At 61.2% G+C, this 18361-nt stretch carries 16 protein-coding genes; 3 read left to right on the top strand and 13 right to left on the bottom strand.

The genetic code is table 11. The features are described 5' to 3' along the window. Window positions 1-271 precede the first annotated feature (271 nt). The 11 genes from BMZ57_RS15010 to BMZ57_RS15055 form a co-directional block, all read right to left on the bottom strand. On the bottom strand, window positions 272-1294 hold the full coding sequence (locus BMZ57_RS15010) for an ABC transporter permease (RefSeq protein ID WP_010211015.1): 1023 nt from the start codon (window positions 1292-1294) through the stop codon (window positions 272-274). A 26-nt stretch (window positions 1295-1320) separates the two neighbouring features. Beyond that, the gene (locus tag BMZ57_RS15015) at window positions 1321-2874 is read right to left on the bottom strand and encodes a sugar ABC transporter ATP-binding protein (RefSeq protein WP_010211017.1); all 1554 of its coding nucleotides are present in this window, start codon (window positions 2872-2874) and stop codon (window positions 1321-1323) included. 65 nt (window positions 2875-2939) lie between these two features. Further along, the gene (locus BMZ57_RS15020) at window positions 2940-3869 is read right to left on the bottom strand and encodes a sugar ABC transporter substrate-binding protein (RefSeq protein ID WP_042572060.1); all 930 of its coding nucleotides are present in this window, start codon (window positions 3867-3869) and stop codon (window positions 2940-2942) included. A 48-nt stretch (window positions 3870-3917) separates the two neighbouring features. Next, the gene (locus tag BMZ57_RS29525; RefSeq protein ID WP_167337367.1) at window positions 3918-4094 is read right to left on the bottom strand and encodes a hypothetical protein; all 177 of its coding nucleotides are present in this window, start codon (window positions 4092-4094) and stop codon (window positions 3918-3920) included. Between the two features lie 125 nt (window positions 4095-4219). Further along, entirely contained in the window at window positions 4220-5248 is a 1029-nt protein-coding gene (locus BMZ57_RS15025; protein WP_021491720.1) for a Gfo/Idh/MocA family protein, read from the bottom strand. A 155-nt stretch (window positions 5249-5403) separates the two neighbouring features. Beyond that, on the bottom strand, window positions 5404-6414 hold the full coding sequence (gene iolG, locus BMZ57_RS15030) for a bifunctional inositol 2-dehydrogenase/D-chiro-inositol 1-dehydrogenase (protein WP_021491721.1): 1011 nt from the start codon (window positions 6412-6414) through the stop codon (window positions 5404-5406). A gap of 19 nt (window positions 6415-6433) precedes the next feature. Next, entirely contained in the window at window positions 6434-8365 is a 1932-nt protein-coding gene (gene iolD / locus BMZ57_RS15035; protein ID WP_021491722.1) for a 3D-(3,5/4)-trihydroxycyclohexane-1,2-dione acylhydrolase (decyclizing), read from the bottom strand. A 149-nt stretch (window positions 8366-8514) separates the two neighbouring features. Beyond that, window positions 8515-9336 carry a TIM barrel protein gene (locus BMZ57_RS15040; protein ID WP_021491723.1) on the bottom strand — a complete coding sequence of 274 codons (822 nt, stop codon included), beginning with the start codon at window positions 9334-9336 and terminating at the stop codon, window positions 8515-8517. 28 nt (window positions 9337-9364) lie between these two features. Then, window positions 9365-10153, bottom strand: coding sequence for a 5-deoxy-glucuronate isomerase (gene iolB, locus BMZ57_RS15045; RefSeq protein WP_010211023.1), 789 nt, complete (start codon window positions 10151-10153; stop codon window positions 9365-9367). 3 nt (window positions 10154-10156) lie between these two features. Further along, a complete protein-coding gene (gene iolE, locus BMZ57_RS15050) occupies window positions 10157-11044 on the bottom strand; it encodes a myo-inosose-2 dehydratase (RefSeq protein ID WP_042572056.1) in 888 nt (295 codons plus the stop codon). Window positions 11045-11194: 150 nt separating this feature from the next. Further along, window positions 11195-13132 carry a bifunctional 5-dehydro-2-deoxygluconokinase/5-dehydro-2-deoxyphosphogluconate aldolase gene (locus BMZ57_RS15055; protein WP_021491725.1) on the bottom strand — a complete coding sequence of 646 codons (1938 nt, stop codon included), beginning with the start codon at window positions 13130-13132 and terminating at the stop codon, window positions 11195-11197. Window positions 13133-13416: 284 nt separating this feature from the next. Here BMZ57_RS15055 and BMZ57_RS15060 point away from each other — a divergent pair, with 284 nt between their 5' ends. Then, window positions 13417-14325, top strand: a complete 909-nt coding sequence (locus BMZ57_RS15060; protein ID WP_069672665.1) for a MurR/RpiR family transcriptional regulator — start codon at window positions 13417-13419, stop codon at window positions 14323-14325. A gap of 6 nt (window positions 14326-14331) precedes the next feature. Here the strand turns inward: BMZ57_RS15060 and pdxR are convergent, their stop codons facing one another. Further along, window positions 14332-15744, bottom strand: a complete 1413-nt coding sequence (gene pdxR / locus BMZ57_RS15065; protein ID WP_069672666.1) for a MocR-like pyridoxine biosynthesis transcription factor PdxR — start codon at window positions 15742-15744, stop codon at window positions 14332-14334. Between the two features lie 92 nt (window positions 15745-15836). On the opposite strand from pdxR, the gene BMZ57_RS15070 reads away from it, so the two are divergent. Further along, window positions 15837-17048: a multidrug effflux MFS transporter gene (locus BMZ57_RS15070; protein ID WP_010211028.1), complete on the top strand. Its 1212-nt coding sequence runs from the start codon at window positions 15837-15839 to the stop codon at window positions 17046-17048. A gap of 117 nt (window positions 17049-17165) precedes the next feature. Here BMZ57_RS15070 and BMZ57_RS15075 read toward each other — a convergent pair whose 3' ends face one another. After that, window positions 17166-18071 (bottom strand): hypothetical protein, encoded by a 906-nt coding sequence (locus BMZ57_RS15075; protein WP_010211029.1) that lies wholly within the window; start codon window positions 18069-18071, stop codon window positions 17166-17168. On the opposite strand from BMZ57_RS15075, the gene BMZ57_RS29205 reads away from it, so the two are divergent. After that, window positions 18064-18348 (top strand): hypothetical protein, encoded by a 285-nt coding sequence (locus BMZ57_RS29205; protein ID WP_139136449.1) that lies wholly within the window; start codon window positions 18064-18066, stop codon window positions 18346-18348. The two genes, BMZ57_RS15075 and BMZ57_RS29205, sit on opposite strands and share 8 nt — an antisense overlap. Window positions 18349-18361 lie beyond the last annotated feature (13 nt).

An 18361-nucleotide genomic window follows, 5' to 3' on the forward strand; every position in this document is an offset into this window, starting at 1 on the left:
AACTGAAAAGACAGGCAATTTTTCCGAGATAACCCCCAAAAGCACCAGGACGGGCTCGGCGAATGGTCATCGGAGTGCGTTTATAGCAAGAAATTCAGTGTTGTGGAGCTATATAGAAGACAAACGGTTAGAACTGACCGACGGGGGATCCCATGTGGGAGCGGGTTTGCTCGCGAATGCTGAGTATCAGTCAGCACATCCGGTACTGATACACCGCATTCGCGAGCAAGCCCGCTCCCACACCTTGTCTCGCGTCAGACAGGAAATTCAGTCAGCGTTTGAGTTTGCGCTTGTTGCGGTATTGGTCGATCACCACCGCCACCACAATGATCAGGCCCTTGATGATGTCCTGGATGTACGCGTCCACGCCGACAAAGGTAAACCCGCTGGCCATCACCCCAAGGATCAGCGCGCCAATCACGGTGCCGGTGATGCGCCCTACCCCGCCCGCCAGGCTGGTACCGCCGATCACTGCCGCAGCAATCGCATCCAGCTCATAAGACATGCCCATGCCGGCCTGGCCGGTCGCGGCACGTGCCGAGGCCACCACACCCGCCAGACCAGCCAGGAGACCGGCGATGCTGTACACGATGATCAGGTGGCGCTTGACGTTGATCCCCGAGGTACGCGCGGCCTGCATGTTGCCGCCAATCGCATAGGTGTACTTGCCGTACTTGGTGTAACGCAGCGCAATATGGAAGATCACCGCCACCACCAGGAAGATGATCACCGGCATCGCGCCATGGCCGATGGCCGTGTACGAGTCCGAAAGCATGCTCACCGGCTGGCCTTCAGTGTAGTAACGCGCCAGGCCACGGGCCGAGACCATCATGCCGAGGGTGGCAATGAACGGCGGAATACCGGTGACGGCGATGATGCTGCCGTTGATCGCACCCGCCAGCAGTCCCACACCCAGCCCCATCGCTACGGGGATCCACACCGGCAAGTCGGTCAGGCTCGGGAACACCGCACGGGAAAAGTCGGAAGTCTGTGCCAAACTCGCCGCGATCATCGCCGACAGCGCCAACACCGAGCCGGAGGACAGATCAATACCCGTGGTGATGATGACTTGAGTCACGCCGATCGCCAGCAGGCCGATGATCGACACTTGCAGGATCATCAGCACCAGGCGCTGGGAGTTCATCAGGAAGCTCTGGTCACGCACGATCCAGCCGAACAGCTCGAAGACCAGGCCGATGCCGATCAGCACCAGGAAGATGCTCAGCTCGGTGGGCAGGCGTCGACGACTCTTGGTGGGTACCGTCGCGGGTTTGTTATCTGTTATTGCGTTCATAGCCCTTCACCTTCTTATTCTGTACGTCAGTGGACTGCCGTCATCCCGGAGGCCAACTGCATGACTTTTTCCTGGGTCGCTTCGCTGCGGTCCAAGGTGCCCATCAACTCGCCTTCGTGCATCACCATGACCCGATCGCTCATGCCCAGCACTTCGGGCAATTCGGAGGAAATCATGATCACGGCCATGCCTTCGCTGGCGAGGAAAGCGATCAATCGGTAGATCTCGGCCTTGGCGCCCACGTCGATGCCACGGGTGGGTTCATCGAGGATCAGCAGACGCGGGTTGGTCATCAGCCAGCGCGCCAGCAAAGCCTTCTGCTGGTTGCCGCCGGACAAGGTGTCGATGCACTGCTCAAGGGACGGGGTTTTCACCCGCAGCTTCTTGCACATGTCTTCGCACAGCGCACGCAGGGCTTTCTGCTGGATAAAGCCGTTGCCGGTGTAGTGCGGCAATACCGCCATTTCCATGTTTTCCAGCACCGACAGGCAGGGGAACAGGCCGCTGAGCTTGCGGTCCTCGGTCAACAGCGCAAAGCCTTTCTCGATGGCCATGTGCGGGTCGCTAATGCGCACCGCCTTGCCATCCAGGGTGATCTGGCCGCTGCTGCTGGGGGTGATACCAAAAATGGTTTCCGCCACATTGGTACGGCCCGAGCCCATCAAGCCGGCAATACCGAGGATTTCACCGGCGTGCAGGTCGAACGACACATCCTTGAATACGCCGTCCAGCGTCAGGTCGCGCACCGTCAGCAACAGGTCGCCGATGGGCGTCTCGCGTAGCGGGAACAACTGGCTCAGCTCACGACCGACCATCATCGAAATCAGACTGTCGCTGTTCATGCTGTCGGCGCGTTGCAGGCCGATGTAGTGCCCGTCACGGAACACCGCCACTTCATCGGCGATGGCGAACACTTCGTTCATTTTATGGGTGATGTAAACGATGCCTTTGCCCTGGGACTTGAGGTCGGCAATGATCGAAAACAGGTGGGCCACTTCCTTCTCGGTAATGGCCGATGTCGGTTCATCCATGATCAGGATGTCGGAGTCGTAGGACACGGCCTTGGCAATCTCGACCATCTGCCGCTCGGCGATGCTCAGGTTGCCCACCTGTTCCTCGGGGTCCAGGTTGATACGCAGGCGCGCCAGCAGTTCGGCGGTGCAGCGGTGCATTTCGCGGTGGTTGACCATGTGCAGGCTGTTGAGCTGCTCGCGGCCGATCCAGATATTCTCGGCGATGCTCATGTGCGGCATCAGGTTGAGTTCCTGGTGGATCATCGCGATCCCGGCCTTCTGGGCCGCCAGGGGCGTTTCAAACACGATCGGCTTGCCACGCAGGCGGATTTCCCCGGCGTCGGGCTGGTAGATGCCGGCGATGATTTTCATCAACGTCGACTTGCCCGCACCGTTCTCGCCCATCAGCGCCAGCACGGTGCCAGGGCGCACCCGCAGTTGCACGTCGGCCAGGGCCACGACGCCGGGAAAGCCTTTGCTGATGTTGACGATTTCCAGCAGGTAGGGTTCTTCCAGCGTCTGAGGCTGAAGACTGGGAGGCTGCGAGACAGTCGCTTGAGCGAGCATAAGGAGGTACTCCATCTGCAGGGCGACCGAAACCGCCCTGCCGGCTTATTGTTGTTATCCAGGGGCTACTTGAAGTCTTTGACGTTGTCCGGGGTGATCAGTTGGAACGGGATCACCACGTTCTGCTCGATAGGCTCGTTCTTGGCCATCTTGCGCGCCGTCTCCACCGACTTGTCGGCCTGGCCCTTTGCATCCTGGAAGGCCGACACCGTCATGTCACCCTTGGTGATCGCATTCAGGCCATCCGGCGTGCCGTCGACACCGGCGATCAACACGCCTTTCTTGCCCGCCGATTTCAGGGCCATGGCGGCACCGATCGCCATCTCATCGTTGTTCGACAGCACCGCCTGGAAGTCACGGCCCTGGGTCAGCCAGTCGTTGACCAGGGTCATGCCCCTGTCACGCAGCCAGATACCGGTCTGTTCCTGCTCGATCTTGATGCCTGGGTACTTGGTCAGGACCTCCTTCACACCTTTGGTACGGTTGGTGGTGGAGTTGTTCGCCAGGTCACCCAGCAGAATCACGATATTGCCTTTGCCGCCGAGCTTTTCGGCGATGTACTGCATCTGCAGCTTCCCGGCCTCGACGTCATCGGACGTCACCGCCGCAACACCGGGGGCCAATGTTGGGCTGTCAGGACGACGGTTGACGAACACCAGCGGAATTTTCGCAGCGGTGGCGGCCTTGATGATATTGGCCGTCGACGCGGTATCCACCGGGTTGACGATGATCGCGTCGACTTTCTGGCTGATAAAGTTCTCGACCTGGCTCAGTTGCTTGACCACGTCGGCACGGGCGTCTTCGAACTGCAATTGCACGCCATCACCCTTGGGATAGGACTTGGCTTGCTTGTCCATGTCTTCGCGCAGGTAGGTGAGAAAGGTGTCATCAAAGGCGGACATGCTCACGCCTATCTTCAGATCGGCGGCAGAGGCAACACCGCTGGCGAGCAGCATGGACAGGGCCAGCGCGGTAAAACGGATCGGGGTCTTCATGAACGGTCTGTCTCCACTTTCTTGTTGGTTTTTTGGACGTTGCGTTTATCAGAGCTCTGCAGGCAGCCGGACGACGGGGGCACCCGGAATACAGCACACCAGCGCACCTTTGTTTTCGACGCACAGCACATTAAGGAAGGAGAAGTAGAACGGCCGGGCGCGGGGCAGACCGCGTGGCGCAAGAGCGGGGCGTAAAACTCGCAGTACAGCGTTGAAGATTTTCATCTGACGGTACCTGGTTGTTTTGATCTTGTTTTTGTTGAGTCGCGCGGATCAAGCCGAACGTACTTTATGCAACCTGGAAAAGACTTTATTGGAAAATAATTTCCATATCAACCTGTTTTAGAATTTTATTCTATTTTTGTTGAAACCACCTGCTGGCGCTCGGCGCTCAGGCGTGCGGCGTCCAATATACGGGTGGTTTCCAGAGCGTCATAGGCATCCACCGGCAGCGGTCCCTGCCCGTGTACGGCCAGTTGCAACTGTCGATAGAACTGCGTCCAGCAGCCCTTCTCCGACGGTACCCGCTCGCGCTCCGGGCCTTGTTCGAACCATCCCCAACGTCGATGCTCTTCGGCGCCCCAATGCTCGCCTTCGGTTTTCGGCGACTTGCCGGCCATCAAGGCTTCTTCCTGGCCGTCGAGGCCTTCGACGGTGTAACAGCCTGCGCTGCCACTGACCCGAAAGCGCGGCGCCTGGCTGTTTTGCAACGCGCTGCCCCACAGGTGGGAGATCACGCCGTTGGCATGGGTCAGCGAGACAAAGAAGCCGTGATCTACCGTGGGGTGTTCGACGGTGTAGTGCAGTTGGGCGAATACACGATCAACCGGGCCAAACAGTTGCGACGCCTGGTCGACCAAATGGCTGCCCAGGTCGCGCAGCCAGCCGCCACCGCTGGCGTTGCCCACGGCTTGCGGGCTGTAGCGCTCCACACGGGATTCAAAGCGGGTGATCTTGCCCAGGGCGCCGGCATCAATGAGCTTGCGCAGGGTCAGGTAGTCCGAGTCCCAGCGTCGGTTCTGGTACACGCTGAGCAGCGTGCCCTGGCGCTCGGCGGCGGTGATCAGCGCCTGGGCCTGTTCAGCGTTGGCGGCGAAGGGTTTGTCGCTGACGACGGCAACGCCGTGTTCGATGGCTTCCAGCACCAGGGCTGGGCGGCCTTTGAGGGTGGTGGAGACGACCAGAGCGTCGACGCCGACTTCAACGATCTGGCCGATGTTGTCAAAAGCTCTGACACTGGGGTGGTCGGTTGCCAGTTGCTGGCGGCGTTCAGGTGAGCGAGTCACCACGCCGACAAACGTCGCACCTGGCAGGGTTGCAATCAGCGGCGCATGAAAAAAGCGCCCTCCGTGGCCGTAGCCGACTAGACCGATGCGCATGCATAGACTCCTTAATGAAGGGGAAACCCAATCAAAATGTGGGAGCGGGCTTGCTCGCGAATGCGGTGTGTCAGATACACATTCTTTAACTGACACATCGCATTCGCGAGCAAGCCCGCTCCCACACTGACTGCTTTCCATCTGTGGGATCGCGGTCAGCCGTAGAAGTGTGGGCGGTCCGGCAAGCTCACTTTCACAATCTGCTCACTGTTCTGCGCCTCAATACACGCATCCGCCGCCACCGCCGCCGCAAAGCCATCCCACGCCGACGGTCCACCGACCTGTCCCGCACGCACGCTGTCGATGAACGCCTGCAACTCCACGTCGTATGCGCCGATAAACCGATCTTTCCAATCCATCAGGATTGCGTTGGACAGCTTCGCGCCGCTGCGCAGTTGCACCTGGGACGGCTCCGGCAGCTTGGCGATGCCGGTCTCCCCCACCACTTCGCACTGGATGTCATAGCCGTACTGGCAGTTCACGAACACTTCCACATCAATGCGCGTGCCTTTGGCGGTCTCCAACAGCACGATCTGCGGGTCGCGCAGATGGGCGAGCGCCTTGCTGGATTTGCGCGGAAACACCACTTGCACCGAGACGTAGTCATCGTTGAGCAACCACCGCAGCACATCCAGTTCGTGGATCAGGGTGTCGGTGATCGCCATGTCGGTCTTGTAGTTCTCGCCCACCGTCGGGTTGCGATGCGCGCAGTGCAGCATCAGCGGCTCGCCGATCTGGCCGCTGTCGATCACGGCTTTGAGGGCGCGATAGCCTTCATCGTAAGGGCGCATGAAGCCGACCTGCACCAGGCGTTTGCCGAAAGCTACTTCGGCATCGACGATCTTGCGGCAGCCTTCGGCGGTGACCGCCAAGGGTTTTTCGCAGAACACCGGTTTGCCGGCGGCGATGGCGGCCAGCACGAATTCTTCGTGGCTCGGGCCCCAGGAGGTGACGAGGACCGCTTCGACCTCGGGTGAATGGATCAGCGCATGGCCGTCGGCGTACACCTCGGCGCTGATGTTCAAGTCAGCCACCACCTTGGCGGCTTGCTCCAGGTTGATGTCAGTCACCGCCACCACTTGGCTGTTGAGCAAGGTCTGACTGCAGCGACGGATATGGTCCCGGCCGATAGCGCCTGTACCGATCACACCCAGTTTCAAAGACATACAAACACTCCTCTTGTTATTAGTACTGCCGGGCCTTCGCCAGGTGTTCATTGAGTTTTTTCGCGGCGGCATTCGTGCGTTCGCTGGTGGAGACCTGCGCCACGCCCACCCGCCACCACGACAGGTAGCCGTGGATCATGGTCTTGGGCAGCACCTTGATATCGATCAGCGTGGAAACCGTCTGCTTACGTGCATCGGCCAGTGCCGCTTCGAGCTGTTCCACGCTGCTGACCTTGTAGGTCTTGCAGCCATAGGCCGCTGCGCTCATGGCGAAATCCACCGGTACAAGGCCACCGTCAAGCTTGCCGCTCTCGGGGTTGCGGTAGCGGAATTCGGTGCCGAAGCTGTCCATACCGTTGCCGATCTGCAGGTTGTTGATGCAGCCGAACGCCATATTGTCGAGCAGCACCACGTTGATCTTGCGCCGCTCCTGGATCGAGGTCGCCAGTTCCGAGTGCAGCATCATGTAGGACCCATCGCCGACCAAGGCGTAGACCTCTTTGGTCGGCTCCGCGAGTTTCACGCCCAGGGCCGCGTTGATCTCGTACCCCATGCACGAATAGCCGTACTCGACGTGGTAGGTGTTGACGCCCTTGCTGCGCCAGGCACGCTGCAAATCGCCGGGCAGGCTGCCGGCGGCGGCGACGATGATCGCGTCGTCGGCCAGGGCCTCATTCAATACACCCAGCACGCGGCTTTGGGTCAGACACGAGCCGGTCAGCTCGATAAATTCACGCAGCACCGCGCGGTCCAAGTGGTCGTCGACCTCAGGCACGAAACCGTCGCCGGCATACTCCACCTGATGCACGCGGTCCACTTCAGCCTCCAACTGCGCCTTGGCCTCAGCGATCTGCCCGCCCCAGCCGGAACGGTAATCGCCCAGGGCATCGGCCAGCGCTTTGAGGGCGACGTGCGCGTCGGCCAACACCTGTACGCCGTCGAGTTTCAGGGCATCGCAGGGGCTGATATTGAGGTTGAGAAACTTCACCTCGGCATGCTTGAACAGCGATTTTGACGAGGTGGTGAAGTCGGTGTAGCGCGTGCCGATACCAATGATCAGGTCCGCTTCGGGCGCCAGCAGATTCGCCGCCAGGCAGCCGGTTTCACCAATCCCGCCGACGTTCAGCGGATGACTGGAAACCACGGCGCTCTTGCCCGCCTGGGTTTCCGCGAAAGGAATATCAAACCGTTCGGCAAAGGCTTGCAGCGCGGCATTGGCGCCGGAGTACTTCACGCCGCCACCGCAGATGATCAGCGGCTTGCGCTTGCCCCGGAACGCCGCCAACGCATCGCCGATCATCGCGGCGGTAGCCGGGCGGCGGTCGATACGGTGCACACGTTTTTGCAGGAAGTAGTCCGGGTAATCCCAAGCCTCGCCCTGCACATCCTGGGGCAGCGCCAGGGTCACCGCGCCGGTTTCGGCAGGATCGGTGAGCACGCGCATGGCGTGAATCGCCGCCGTCATCAGCTGCTCAGGCCGGTTGATGCGGTCCCAGTACTTGCTGACGGAACGGAACGCATCGTTGGTGCTGATGCTCAAGTCGTGGAACTGCTCGATCTGCTGCAACACCGGGTCGGGCTGGCGGCTGGCGTAGACATCGCCGGGCAGCAACAGCAACGGGATACGGTTGGCGGTGGCGGTCGCCGCCGCGGTAAGCATATTCGCAGCACCCGGGCCGACGGAGGCGGTGCAGGCGTAGATCTTGCGGCGCAGGTGCTGCTTGGCGAAACCAATCGCGGCATGCGCCATGCCCTGCTCGTTGCGGCCCTGGTGCACCACCAGGTCGCCGGCGTCCTGTTCAAGGGCCTGGCCCAGGCCCAGCACATTGCCGTGGCCGAAAATGGTGAACACGCCGGCGACGAACTTGCTTTGTACGCCGTCGACTTCGATGTATTGGTTATCCAGGAACTTCACCAGGGCCTGGGCCATGGTCAATCTTGTTGTGGTCATGTTCGCACCTTGTATGAATGCAAATCTGTCGATCAACAGTGATCCCATGTGGGAGCGGGCTTGCTCGCGAAAGCGATGGGTCAGTAAGTCAATCCGGTGACTGACACACCGCCTTCGCGAGCTCGCCCGCTCCCACAAGTTATCCGCTGTCAGTTCCGGGATTTGTTCAGATGGGCAATGCTCGCGCCCAACGCTTGCTGGATATCCGCCAGCTCGTGCACGCTTGTCGCAAACGGTTCGAACGACAGGTAGCCGCTGTAACCGCTGCTGAGCAAGGTGTCGATCTGCGCGGCGTTGCCGAGGATATCGCCCTCGCCCACCAGCACCCGGTGACCGTCGCGAATCGATTGGAGCGGCGCCTCGGCATCTTCCACACCGGAGATATGCACCAGCCCGGTCAACTCCGGAAAAAACTCATGTTCGCCGGCCAGGTGATGATGGAAGGTGTCGTGCACCAGGCGAAACACATCCAGGCCGCCGATGGACTGGATCGCGTTCACCGCCACGCGCTTACGGCGCATGGCGCATTCTTCGAAGCCCAGGGGCTCGATAAACCCGAGAATCCCGTACTCGCGCAGGATCGGCGCCAGCTCGCTCAACGCAGTGCGCAAACCGGCGGCACGCTGGGCTTCGTTGCGGGTGTCGCCGGGTTCATTGAACGGACACATCACCAAGCCCTGCGCACCGCATTCGCGAGCATACGTGGCGAGCGCTATCGCCTGGGCGCGGCGCTCGTCATTCCACACATCGAAGGGGTACAGCGCGTTGATCGACAGCACCGTGATGCCCTGGGCCGCACACAATTCACGCACGCGGCTGGCCGGGGTGCCGTATTCGATCTGACGATCCTTGAGGTCGTTGCGAATCTCGATGGCATCGCATTTCAAGGCCACGGCCAGTTGGATGAAATCCGGCAGGGACAGGTTGGGCGCGACCATACGGTTAAGGGCGAAACGTAGAGGCGACTTCATTCTTGTTGTTCTCCGTCCAAACCGCTGATTAAAGGTCCAGCAGCCAACTGTGCTGCGGGTCGTTATGGAAATGCCAGGCGCGCTTGGGGCCGGCCATCACGTTCAGGTAATAAGACTCGTAGCCATAGGGCACGCTAACCGGGTGATACCCCTTGGGCACCACCACCAGGTCGCTGTTTTCCACGGCCATGGCCTGGTCGATGCTGCGGTCGTCGGTGTAAACGCGCTGGAACACGAAGCCCTGGGGCGGGTTGATCTGGTGGTAGTAGGTTTCTTCCAGGAAGCTCTGGTGCGGCAGGTCATCGGTGTCGTGCTTGTGCGGCGGGTAACTCGACGAATGCCCGGACGGCGTACGTACTTCCACCACCAGCAGGGAATGGGCCGGCTCGCTGTCGGGCAGGATGTCGCAGACGTAGCGGGTGTTGGCGCCCTTGCCGCGTACGCTGCGCTTGCAATTTTCCGGGCGGATCAGACGCGGCTCGTAGCCCACGGTGCCCGGTGCGGCGCATACGGCAATCTGTACGTCGCTCAACGCGGTGACCAGGGCATCAGTGCCCGGCGGCAGGTAGGCGGCGAACGGGGATTTGTCTTCAAACACCGATTGTCGATCGCCCAGGTTCTGCCAGTTGAAGCCTTCGCCTTCGATGTTCACCCGGCCGCTGAGCAGCACCAGGCACAGTTCTTTATCACCGGCACTGACCGGCAGGGTTTCCCCCAGGCTCAGGCGGTACGCGCAAAAGCCCACATACTCCAGGCGTCCGGCTTCCAGGGCGACCATGGTCTGGCCGCGTTTGCTGCTTTTGACCAACAAACTCATCACTCAAGTCCTCTCGTTGAGAAGCGCACGCAAGGTGTCATAGCCTTTTTTTGCATAGATATAGCTGGGTGCGACCGCCGGGTCCTGTTCGGCTTCCACCACCAGCCAACCTTCGTATTGGGCGGCCAGCAGCACATCGAGCAATTCGGCGAAGTCGATATCGCCATCGCCGGGCACGGTGAAGGTGCCGTTGACGATGCAGTCGGGGAAGCTCCACATCTGGTTGCGCGCCAGTTGCACCACCGCCTTGCGCACGTCCTTGAAATGCACGTGGCAGACGCGGTCGATGTGTTTGCGCAGCACCTCAATGGGCTCGCCGCCGCCCATGTAGCAGTGGCCCGAATCGAACAGCAGGCCGACTTCCGGGCCGGTACGGCGCATCAGTTGGTCAATGTCTTCCGGAGATTCAACATAAGCGCCCATATGGTGGTGGTACGCCAGGCGCACGCCTTGGGACAGGGTGAAACGCGCCAGTTCGGTGAGTTTGTCGGCGTAGTCCTGCCAGGCTTGTTCGCTGTGAAAGCGCGGGCGTTCGATCAGGCGGATGCGCGAGCCCTGGATTGAATCGGCCACCTCGCCGTACACCAGCACCGTAGCGCCATTGCGTTTCAGCAACTCGACATGCCCGACGATGGCCTCGATTTCTTCAGCCACCGAGCGCCGGGCCAGGCGGCTGGAGTACCAGCCGGAGACCAGCGCCAGGTCATAAGGGCGCAACACATCGCCGACGCCCTTGGCGTCCTTGGGGAATTTACCGTTGAGTTCGAAGCCTTCGTAGCCGATGTCCTTGCCTTCGCTCAGGGCGGTGCTCAGAGGCGTTTCGCCGCCCAGGGCGGGGAGGTCATCGTTGCTCCAGGAGATCGGGTTGATGCCAATTCGGATTGCGGGCATGGCTGCACCTTTTGTTTTTATCTGACTTGAGCCTGGTGAGATTTGCGTTATGTGGGAGCGGGCTTGCTCGCGAATGCGGTCTATCAGATCGCAATTCTTTAACTGACCCACCGCGTTCGCGAGCAAGCCCGCTCCCACATTTGACCGTGTTTAATTTCGGGCACTGCGCCAGGCGTTTATGAGTTGTTCAAAGGTGGCCTGGACTTGCTGAATCAAAACTTCATCATCAATCTCCCCCGCCATCCACGCCCGGCTCGGCTCCTGGAAGATCGTGCGGCCAACGGCAAACCCTCGGCAGGTCGTGCTCTGGCTGGCCTGCTGGAAGCCGTCGGCGAGAAACTCGGCCGACGCATTCAGGCCCAGCAGCACCACGCCACGGCAGTACGGGTCGCGCTCCTGGATCAGTTCGTCGAGCTTCTTCCAGTCCTCGGCCGACTGCGCCTCGATCTTCCACCACGCCGGGTAGATACCCAGGTTGTACAGACGCTTGAGACTGCGGTAGAGCACGTCGGGGTAAGTCGACGGGTGATCCTTGGGCGGGATGACTTCCAGCAGCAGTTCATGGCCGCTGACAATCGACGCTTCGTACACCGCCTTGAGTTGCGCTTCCTGTTCCAGGCGCAGCAGCGGCTCGTCGTCGGGATGGAATTGCACCAGGCACTTGATGATCTGCTCCTGGGGCCAGGCAATCAGGTTGCTGCCCACCGAGCGTCCGTGTTCGAACGCCAGGGGACGCGAGTTCTGCACTTCCACCGGACGCGCAATCCACCAGCCGCGACCGCTGGCGGCGTTGAGCGCATCCTGGCCGAAGCGCTGGTCAGCGAGCAGGCCGACGTCGGCCTCGACGCCTTGCTCTGCGAGTTTTTTCTCCACGCGTTCGATGGCCTGGATGAACAGTTGCTTGGCGTCACTGATGCGCGCCAGGTCCTGGCCGCCTTTCTGCGCCAGGTCCACCAGCTGCCAGCGATGATCGAAGGCAAACACGAACAGTTGTTTCCAGGCCTTGCGCGGCACCGTCACACGGTGCAGACGTTGCAGGGTCAGGTCCTGGTCCGGTCGGGTAATCGGTACCGGGCTGTTGAACAGGTATTCCAGCTCCGCCGGCGTGGGCATGGCCGGGGCGCAGGCGTGGCGTGAGACGACCAGGCCGCCACAGGCATTGGCCAACTGGCTGCAACGCTCGTCACTCGCATCGTTGATCCAGCCGCTAAGGAAGCCCGACATGAACGCATCGCCGGCACCGAGCACATTGAGCACTTCCACACGCACACCGGGGTAGATGGCGCCGTCTTCAAGACGTGCGGGGATGGCGCCGTGGATCACTGTGCAACCCTGCGGGCCGAGCTTGACCACCAGGGTCGCCGGGGTCAGTTCGCGCACCTTGCGCAGCGCAGTGAGCAAGTCTTCACTGCCCCCCGCGATGAGGAATTCTTCTTCAGTGCCGACGATCAGATCAAAGCGCGGCAGGATCTTCTGTACATGCTGGCTGACATTCTGGTCGGCGACAAAACGGGTTTCACCATCGGCCTTGCCCGCCAGGCCCCACAGCACCGGGCGGTAGTCGATATCCAGCACGCGCTGGACGTTGTGCTTGGCCGCGTAATCCAGCGCCTGGATGCTGGCCTTGTACACGCCGTCGGTGGAGAAATGCGTGCCGGTGATCAACAACGCCTTGCTGGAGGCGATAAAGGCTTCGCTGATGTCTTCGGCGCGCAGGGCCATGTCGGCGCAGTTTTCGCGGTAGAACACCAGGGGAAAGGTTTCGCGGTCCTTGAGACCAAGCAGGACCAGCGCGGTGAGGCGTTCCGGATCGACCTTGATGCCGCTGACATCACAGCCTTCGCGGGCCAGGGACTCCACCAGGAAGCGCCCCATATGGTCATCGCCGACCCGGCTCAACATCGCCGACCTGAGGCCCAGCCTGGCGGTGCCGAACGCGATGTTGGCGGAGGAACCGCCGAGGTACTTGGCAAAGCTGGACACGTCCTCAAGCCGCGCACCCACTTGCTGCGCATAAAGGTCGACGCCCAGGCGCCCGAGGCAAATCAGATCCAATTGACGCCCACTGGCAAAACGAGTCTGGCCCATGCTGGCTCCTGTTATTTTTATCAGCCTGCGTTGTACCGACGTGGCGACGGCAAACGCTCTTGGTGGGAGCAGACTAGAACGTCCGGCGACGCCAATCAATATTTATTCCAGATATTTTTTCATTGGAATATTTTTTCCATTAAGCTCGTACAGGGGCGCTTCCACCACAGTGCATCGTTTCAGCAGGACACGCCGGCCGTGATGCCAAGGTATTTTTTTGCGCCTACCCTGTAGACTTGCGCTACCCATCAGCGCAACAGACAAAAACGCCAGAAGGATTACCCATGTCCCGCACCGATCCCGAGACCACCCTGGAAGACATCATCGCCAGCCCTCCGATCAATGCAGAGCGCCTGTTGCAACTTATCACCGACGAATACGAGAGCCTGCCGCGCCAACTCAAGCGTATCGCCAGCTACATGAGCCAGCAGAGCGACCGGATCATGGTCGACCGCATCAGCGACATCGCCCGCGAGTGCGAAGTGCACCCGTCGGCCATCGTGCGCTTCTCGCAGCGCTTCGGGTTCAGTGGGTTCAGTGAGATGCAGGCGCTGTTCCGCGAGGCCTACACCCACAAGACCACGCCGGTGCAGAACTATCAGCAGCGCATCCGCAGCATGATCGCCAACAAGTCGCAGAAAGCCAGCGGCGGCGACCTGGCGCGCGAGTGCGTCAACGCGACCCTGTCCGGCATCGAGCGCCTGGGGCTGGAGTTGGATGATGTCGCTTTCGACAAAGCCGTGGACCTGGTGGTGAATGCCGACAATATCTACGTGGTCGGCGTGCGCCGCTCCTTCGCGGTGGCGGACTACCTGGTCTACAACCTGCAGCACACCAACAAACGCATCCATCTGATCTCAGGCCTGGGCGGCAGCTACCGCGAACAGATGCGCAGCGTGCGCGCCAATGACCTGGTGATCGCCATCAGCTTCACGCCCTACGGCAAAGAGACGCAGCATTGCCTGCGCATCGCCCAGCATCATCAGGCCAAGACCCTGATCATCACCGACAGCAACCTGTCGCCCCTGGCCAAGCGGGCGAACGCGGTGCTGTTGGTGAATGAAGGTTCGTCGTTTGCCTTCCGCTCGTTGAGCGCCACCCTGTGCCTGTGCCAGGCGTTGTTTATTGCGGTGGCGTACCGGTTGGAGTTGAAGGTGGATGAGATTCACGAGCAAGTCGGGTTCGACGACTGACGACGCCTACCACAACTGCGCCAACGCGCGGCCGTGGTAGCGGATCTGCGCCAGGGTTAGCGCGGTGTAGCCAATGATCACCGCCGGCGGCAAGGTCACCCCGTGACAGAACTTGCCAAGCGGCTGCAGCGTCAAGCCTGCTTCAGCAGCGCGGTTGCAGAAATCGACCTCTTCGACACCCGCCGGCAGCCACATCACAAAATGCAATCCGGCCTGCTGGCCGCTGACCGCGCAATGCCCGCCCAGGCACTCCAGCAACGTATCGCGTCGGGCCTGGTACGCCTGGCGCGAGGCACGCAAATGACGTACGAAGGCGCCGCTGCGCAAGAACTCCACCAGCCCCAATTGATCAGTGGCCCCCACCGAATGCCCGGTGAGTTGCAAGGTGCGCAACAGTCCGCGGCGCAACACCTTGGGCACCACCATGAAGCCTACGCGCAAGCCGGGGAACAGGTTCTTGTTGAAGCTGCCGCAATAGATCACGCGGTCGGCCGAGTCCAGGGATTTGAGCGCCGCCAGCGGCGCGGTGTTGTAGTTGTACTCGCTGTCGTAATCGTCTTCGACCACCCAGGCGTCGGCGCGAGCGGCCCAGTCCAGCAACGCCAGGCGACGGGATACCGACAGGGTCATGCCCAGCGGCGCCTGGTGCGCCGGTGTGACATAGGCCAAGCGCGCCCTCTCAGGGAGTTGGCCAGTGTCGAGGCCCTCGGCAGTGACGGGAATACCCTGCACATTGGCGCCTGCCAGGGCGAACAGACGCCGCGCCGGCAGGTAGCCGGGGTCTTCGACACAGGCCGTCTCGCCCGTCTTGAGCACACTGCGCGCAATCAAGTCGAGGGCATGACGGATGCCGGTGGTGACGATCACTTCATCGGCCTCGCAGTGCAGGCCGCGATAGCTGCGCAGGTAGTCGGCGATCTGTGCGCGCAATTCAGGCAGGCCGGCCGGGTGCGATGCTTCCAGCACGCCCGGCCCTGCTGCCAGCAACCCACGGGAGATGCAGCGGGCCCAGGTCTTCAGGTCAAACAGACTGGCATCCGGGCGGCGTGCGACAAAGGGCACATGGCTCTGCACACCGACATCCGGCGGATCAGGCTCCGCAGGGCGACGAGGTATGTCCTTGGCCAACGGCGCGGCGATGAACTGCTCCGGGATTACCGCACACACCCGCGTGCCAGACCCGGCGACGCGTTTTACGTAGCCTTCGCTGTGCAGGCGGTCGAACACGGCTTCCAGCGTGCCACGTGACACCCACCAGCGCTCGGCCAGGCTGCGCGTGGAGGGCAAGCGGCTGCCCGCCGGCAATTGCCGGTTGAGGATCGCCCCGCGCAAGGCTTCGTAGGCGCCCTGCTGCTTGCCCGCGCCCAGCGTGTCGGGACGCGGCAGGTCGAGCACGGATGCGGTTTTTCCTCGGCTCATAGTGGTCCTATCAAACAAGGCATAAGTGGTCCTCAGGATTAAACCACAATACAGCTAGAGTCCGGGCTCTACTCCTTGCTTCGAGACGCCCCATGACTCAACGCGCCCTCTCCACTGGGTTCTGGCTGATGCTGCTGACCGCGCTCATCGCCTTGCCACGCGTCACCCTGGACATGCACCTGCCGGCCCTACCCGCCATGGCTGACTATTTCCACACCAGCGACAGCCAGTTGCAACTGACCCTCACGCTGTACGCCCTCGGCTCGGCGATTTCGCTGCTGGTCAGTGGGCCACTCACCGACCGCTTCGGCCGCCGTCCGGTATTGCTGGTCGGGTTGTTCCTGTATGTCCTCGCCACGGCAGCGTGCGCCCTGGCGGACAACCTCGCCGTGTTGATCATCGCGCGCCTGTTCCAGGCCTTGGGCGGCTGCTGCACCACCGTGATCGGCCGCGTGATGGTGCGTGACTACTTCGACCGCGACGAACAGGCACGCCTGCTCGGCCTGATCTCCATGGCCATGGCCATCTCACCCATGGCCGCGCCGGTACTGGGCAGCCTGATGCTGCCGTTCATCAACTGGCGCGGGCTGTTCGTGCTGCTGGGGGGGATCGGAGCTGTGCTGTGCGGGGTGGTGTATCGCCGCCTGCCCGAAACCCGCCCGCCGGAAGTCGCCGCCGCCCCGCCGCAGGGACTGCTGCGCCTCTACGGCCAGTTGCTGCGCGATCGTTATTTTCTGCGTTACGCCTTGGCCATCGGTTGCGTGTACAGCACCTACTTTCCGTTTATCAGTGAGTCATCGGCGCTGCTGCAACGCGGCTTCCATCTGTCCGCCACGGCGTATGCCCTGGTGTTCGCCGCCACGATCAGCGGCTACATGCTGGGCGCGAACCTGTTCCGGCGCCTGGTCAGGCGCTTTGACCCGGACCGCTTGATCGCCGTGGGGATAGGCCTGAATCTGCTGGGCAGCGTCACTCTTGCACTGGCCACAACGGCACTGCCAGGGGAATGGCTGGCGATTGTGTTGCCAATGGTACTGATCATGGTATCGGTGGGTATGACGATTCCGGCCTGTCAGCTGTCGGTGCTGCAGCCTTATGGCGCAATCGCGGGAACGGCATCCGGGCTGTTCTTTTTCACCCAGATGTTGCTGACGGCGGTGAGCAGTTGGGCGACCGGGTTGTTGTCCGATGGCACCTCTGCGCCATTGGTGATCATGACATCGGTCGCGAGTGTGTTACTGGTGACCAGCTGGCTGGCCTTGCAGCAAAAAGCCGCGCCTGTTACTCAGGCGCGGCTTGGATGAAACGGTAATCAGTGCATGAAGATCGCGATCAGGATGATCACAGGAATAGGCACACCGAGGAACCAAAGCAGTAGTGAACGCATGATGCTCTCCTTGAAAGAACGGGCCTTGAATGAATTAACGGACGAAGTGTTCGGTTTCCACATACACCACGGCATCGCGACGGCGACCGCCAAAGGTGGCTGCGAAACTGGCGAAGAACGCGCCGATCAACAGAGCAACAAAGGTCCACAGCGACGTGTAGGCAGCGACCTTGGCGGCGGTGTCAGCGGCTTGTTTGGCTTTGAGCTTGGCGTCTTCCACTGCTTTGCGGGCATCGCCATAGACCTTGTCGATACGCGCTTCGGCATCCGCCTGGCTGAGGTTGGTGCGCTGGCTGATCAACTGGGCCAGGTAGGCACGGTCTTCAGCGGCCAATTGGCCGTCATTGCTCAGGGTGCGGGTGAAGATGCGGGCAACCACGCCGTGGGCGGCGTCATCGCTGACGGCTACCGGGCGGTCGTCGCGGAACAGGCTGTCGACGTAGTAGTCGAAGTCGCCGCCATTGACACCTTTGGCGGCACTGCCGGCGGCTTGCGTAATGCCGCTGGCCGCGCCGGCTGCAACACTGGCACCGGCTTTCACGCCGCCGCTGACGACACTGCTCACCGAACCGACCACCAGTACTGCAGTAATCAACGTGGCCACAGCCCAGGCCAGGAACCCATGGGCCGTGTCGCGGAAGTACACCTCATCGCCGTGCATATTCGCCCATTTCACCCGCAACCGACCGGCAATATAGCCGCCCAGCCCGGATGCGACGATCTGGGTAAACGCCAGCCAGACAATCGTGGAAATGCCAAGCCCCTTGGCGCTGATGCCACTGTCAGCCCACGGCGACACCGCCGAAAAGCCCAGGCCGAAGCCCAGCAGCACGAGGATCAGGGACAATGCGGCCGCAGCGGCCGCCCCGGCAAAAATCGCCCCCCAGGAAACCCCGGAGAGCGTGCTCGATTCTTGCAGCGTGGATGAGGATGTGATCATTGTTGTTGTGCTCCAAGGCAGAAAAATAGTGTTACAAGTCTCAAAAGGGACAGTGCAGGCACCATGCCAGGCAGCAAAAAATTTAAAAGCGTTACAAATCATGGAGTTAAGTAAATTGAACTTACTCGAACCATGCAACTTGCAAGAAAGGGCCGTTGCGGGCGGGCGTTATGCATTCCCGTTAGCCGGTCATGAAAGATGTGTCAGTTTTGCCAATATGAAGTTTTATTTAGGAAGCGTTCAGCGATTTCTTGGCAAAATGCCCGCACTTCCGTAGGCGCCGGCTTGCT

Origin of the sequence: Pseudomonas simiae (assembly GCF_900111895.1) — a bacterium.
Classification (GTDB): Bacteria; Pseudomonadota; Gammaproteobacteria; order Pseudomonadales; family Pseudomonadaceae; genus Aquipseudomonas; species Aquipseudomonas simiae.

Coding starts and splice junctions, on each gene's coding strand:
- BMZ57_RS15010 (WP_010211015.1), bottom strand. CDS start 1,294: ATGAACGCAATAACAGATAACAAACCCGCGACGGTACCCACCAAGAGT.
- BMZ57_RS15015 (WP_010211017.1), bottom strand. CDS start 2,874: ATGCTCGCTCAAGCGACTGTCTCGCAGCCTCCCAGTCTTCAGCCTCAG.
- BMZ57_RS15020 (WP_042572060.1), bottom strand. CDS start 3,869: ATGAAGACCCCGATCCGTTTTACCGCGCTGGCCCTGTCCATGCTGCTC.
- BMZ57_RS29525 (WP_167337367.1), bottom strand. CDS start 4,094: ATGAAAATCTTCAACGCTGTACTGCGAGTTTTACGCCCCGCTCTTGCG.
- BMZ57_RS15025 (WP_021491720.1), bottom strand. CDS start 5,248: ATGCGCATCGGTCTAGTCGGCTACGGCCACGGAGGGCGCTTTTTTCAT.
- iolG (WP_021491721.1), bottom strand. CDS start 6,414: ATGTCTTTGAAACTGGGTGTGATCGGTACAGGCGCTATCGGCCGGGAC.
- iolD (WP_021491722.1), bottom strand. CDS start 8,365: ATGACCACAACAAGATTGACCATGGCCCAGGCCCTGGTGAAGTTCCTG.
- BMZ57_RS15040 (WP_021491723.1), bottom strand. CDS start 9,336: ATGAAGTCGCCTCTACGTTTCGCCCTTAACCGTATGGTCGCGCCCAAC.
- iolB (WP_010211023.1), bottom strand. CDS start 10,153: ATGAGTTTGTTGGTCAAAAGCAGCAAACGCGGCCAGACCATGGTCGCC.
- iolE (WP_042572056.1), bottom strand. CDS start 11,044: ATGCCCGCAATCCGAATTGGCATCAACCCGATCTCCTGGAGCAACGAT.
- BMZ57_RS15055 (WP_021491725.1), bottom strand. CDS start 13,132: ATGGGCCAGACTCGTTTTGCCAGTGGGCGTCAATTGGATCTGATTTGC.
- BMZ57_RS15060 (WP_069672665.1), top strand. CDS start 13,417: ATGTCCCGCACCGATCCCGAGACCACCCTGGAAGACATCATCGCCAGC.
- pdxR (WP_069672666.1), bottom strand. CDS start 15,744: ATGAGCCGAGGAAAAACCGCATCCGTGCTCGACCTGCCGCGTCCCGAC.
- BMZ57_RS15070 (WP_010211028.1), top strand. CDS start 15,837: ATGACTCAACGCGCCCTCTCCACTGGGTTCTGGCTGATGCTGCTGACC.
- BMZ57_RS15075 (WP_010211029.1), bottom strand. CDS start 18,071: ATGATCACATCCTCATCCACGCTGCAAGAATCGAGCACGCTCTCCGGG.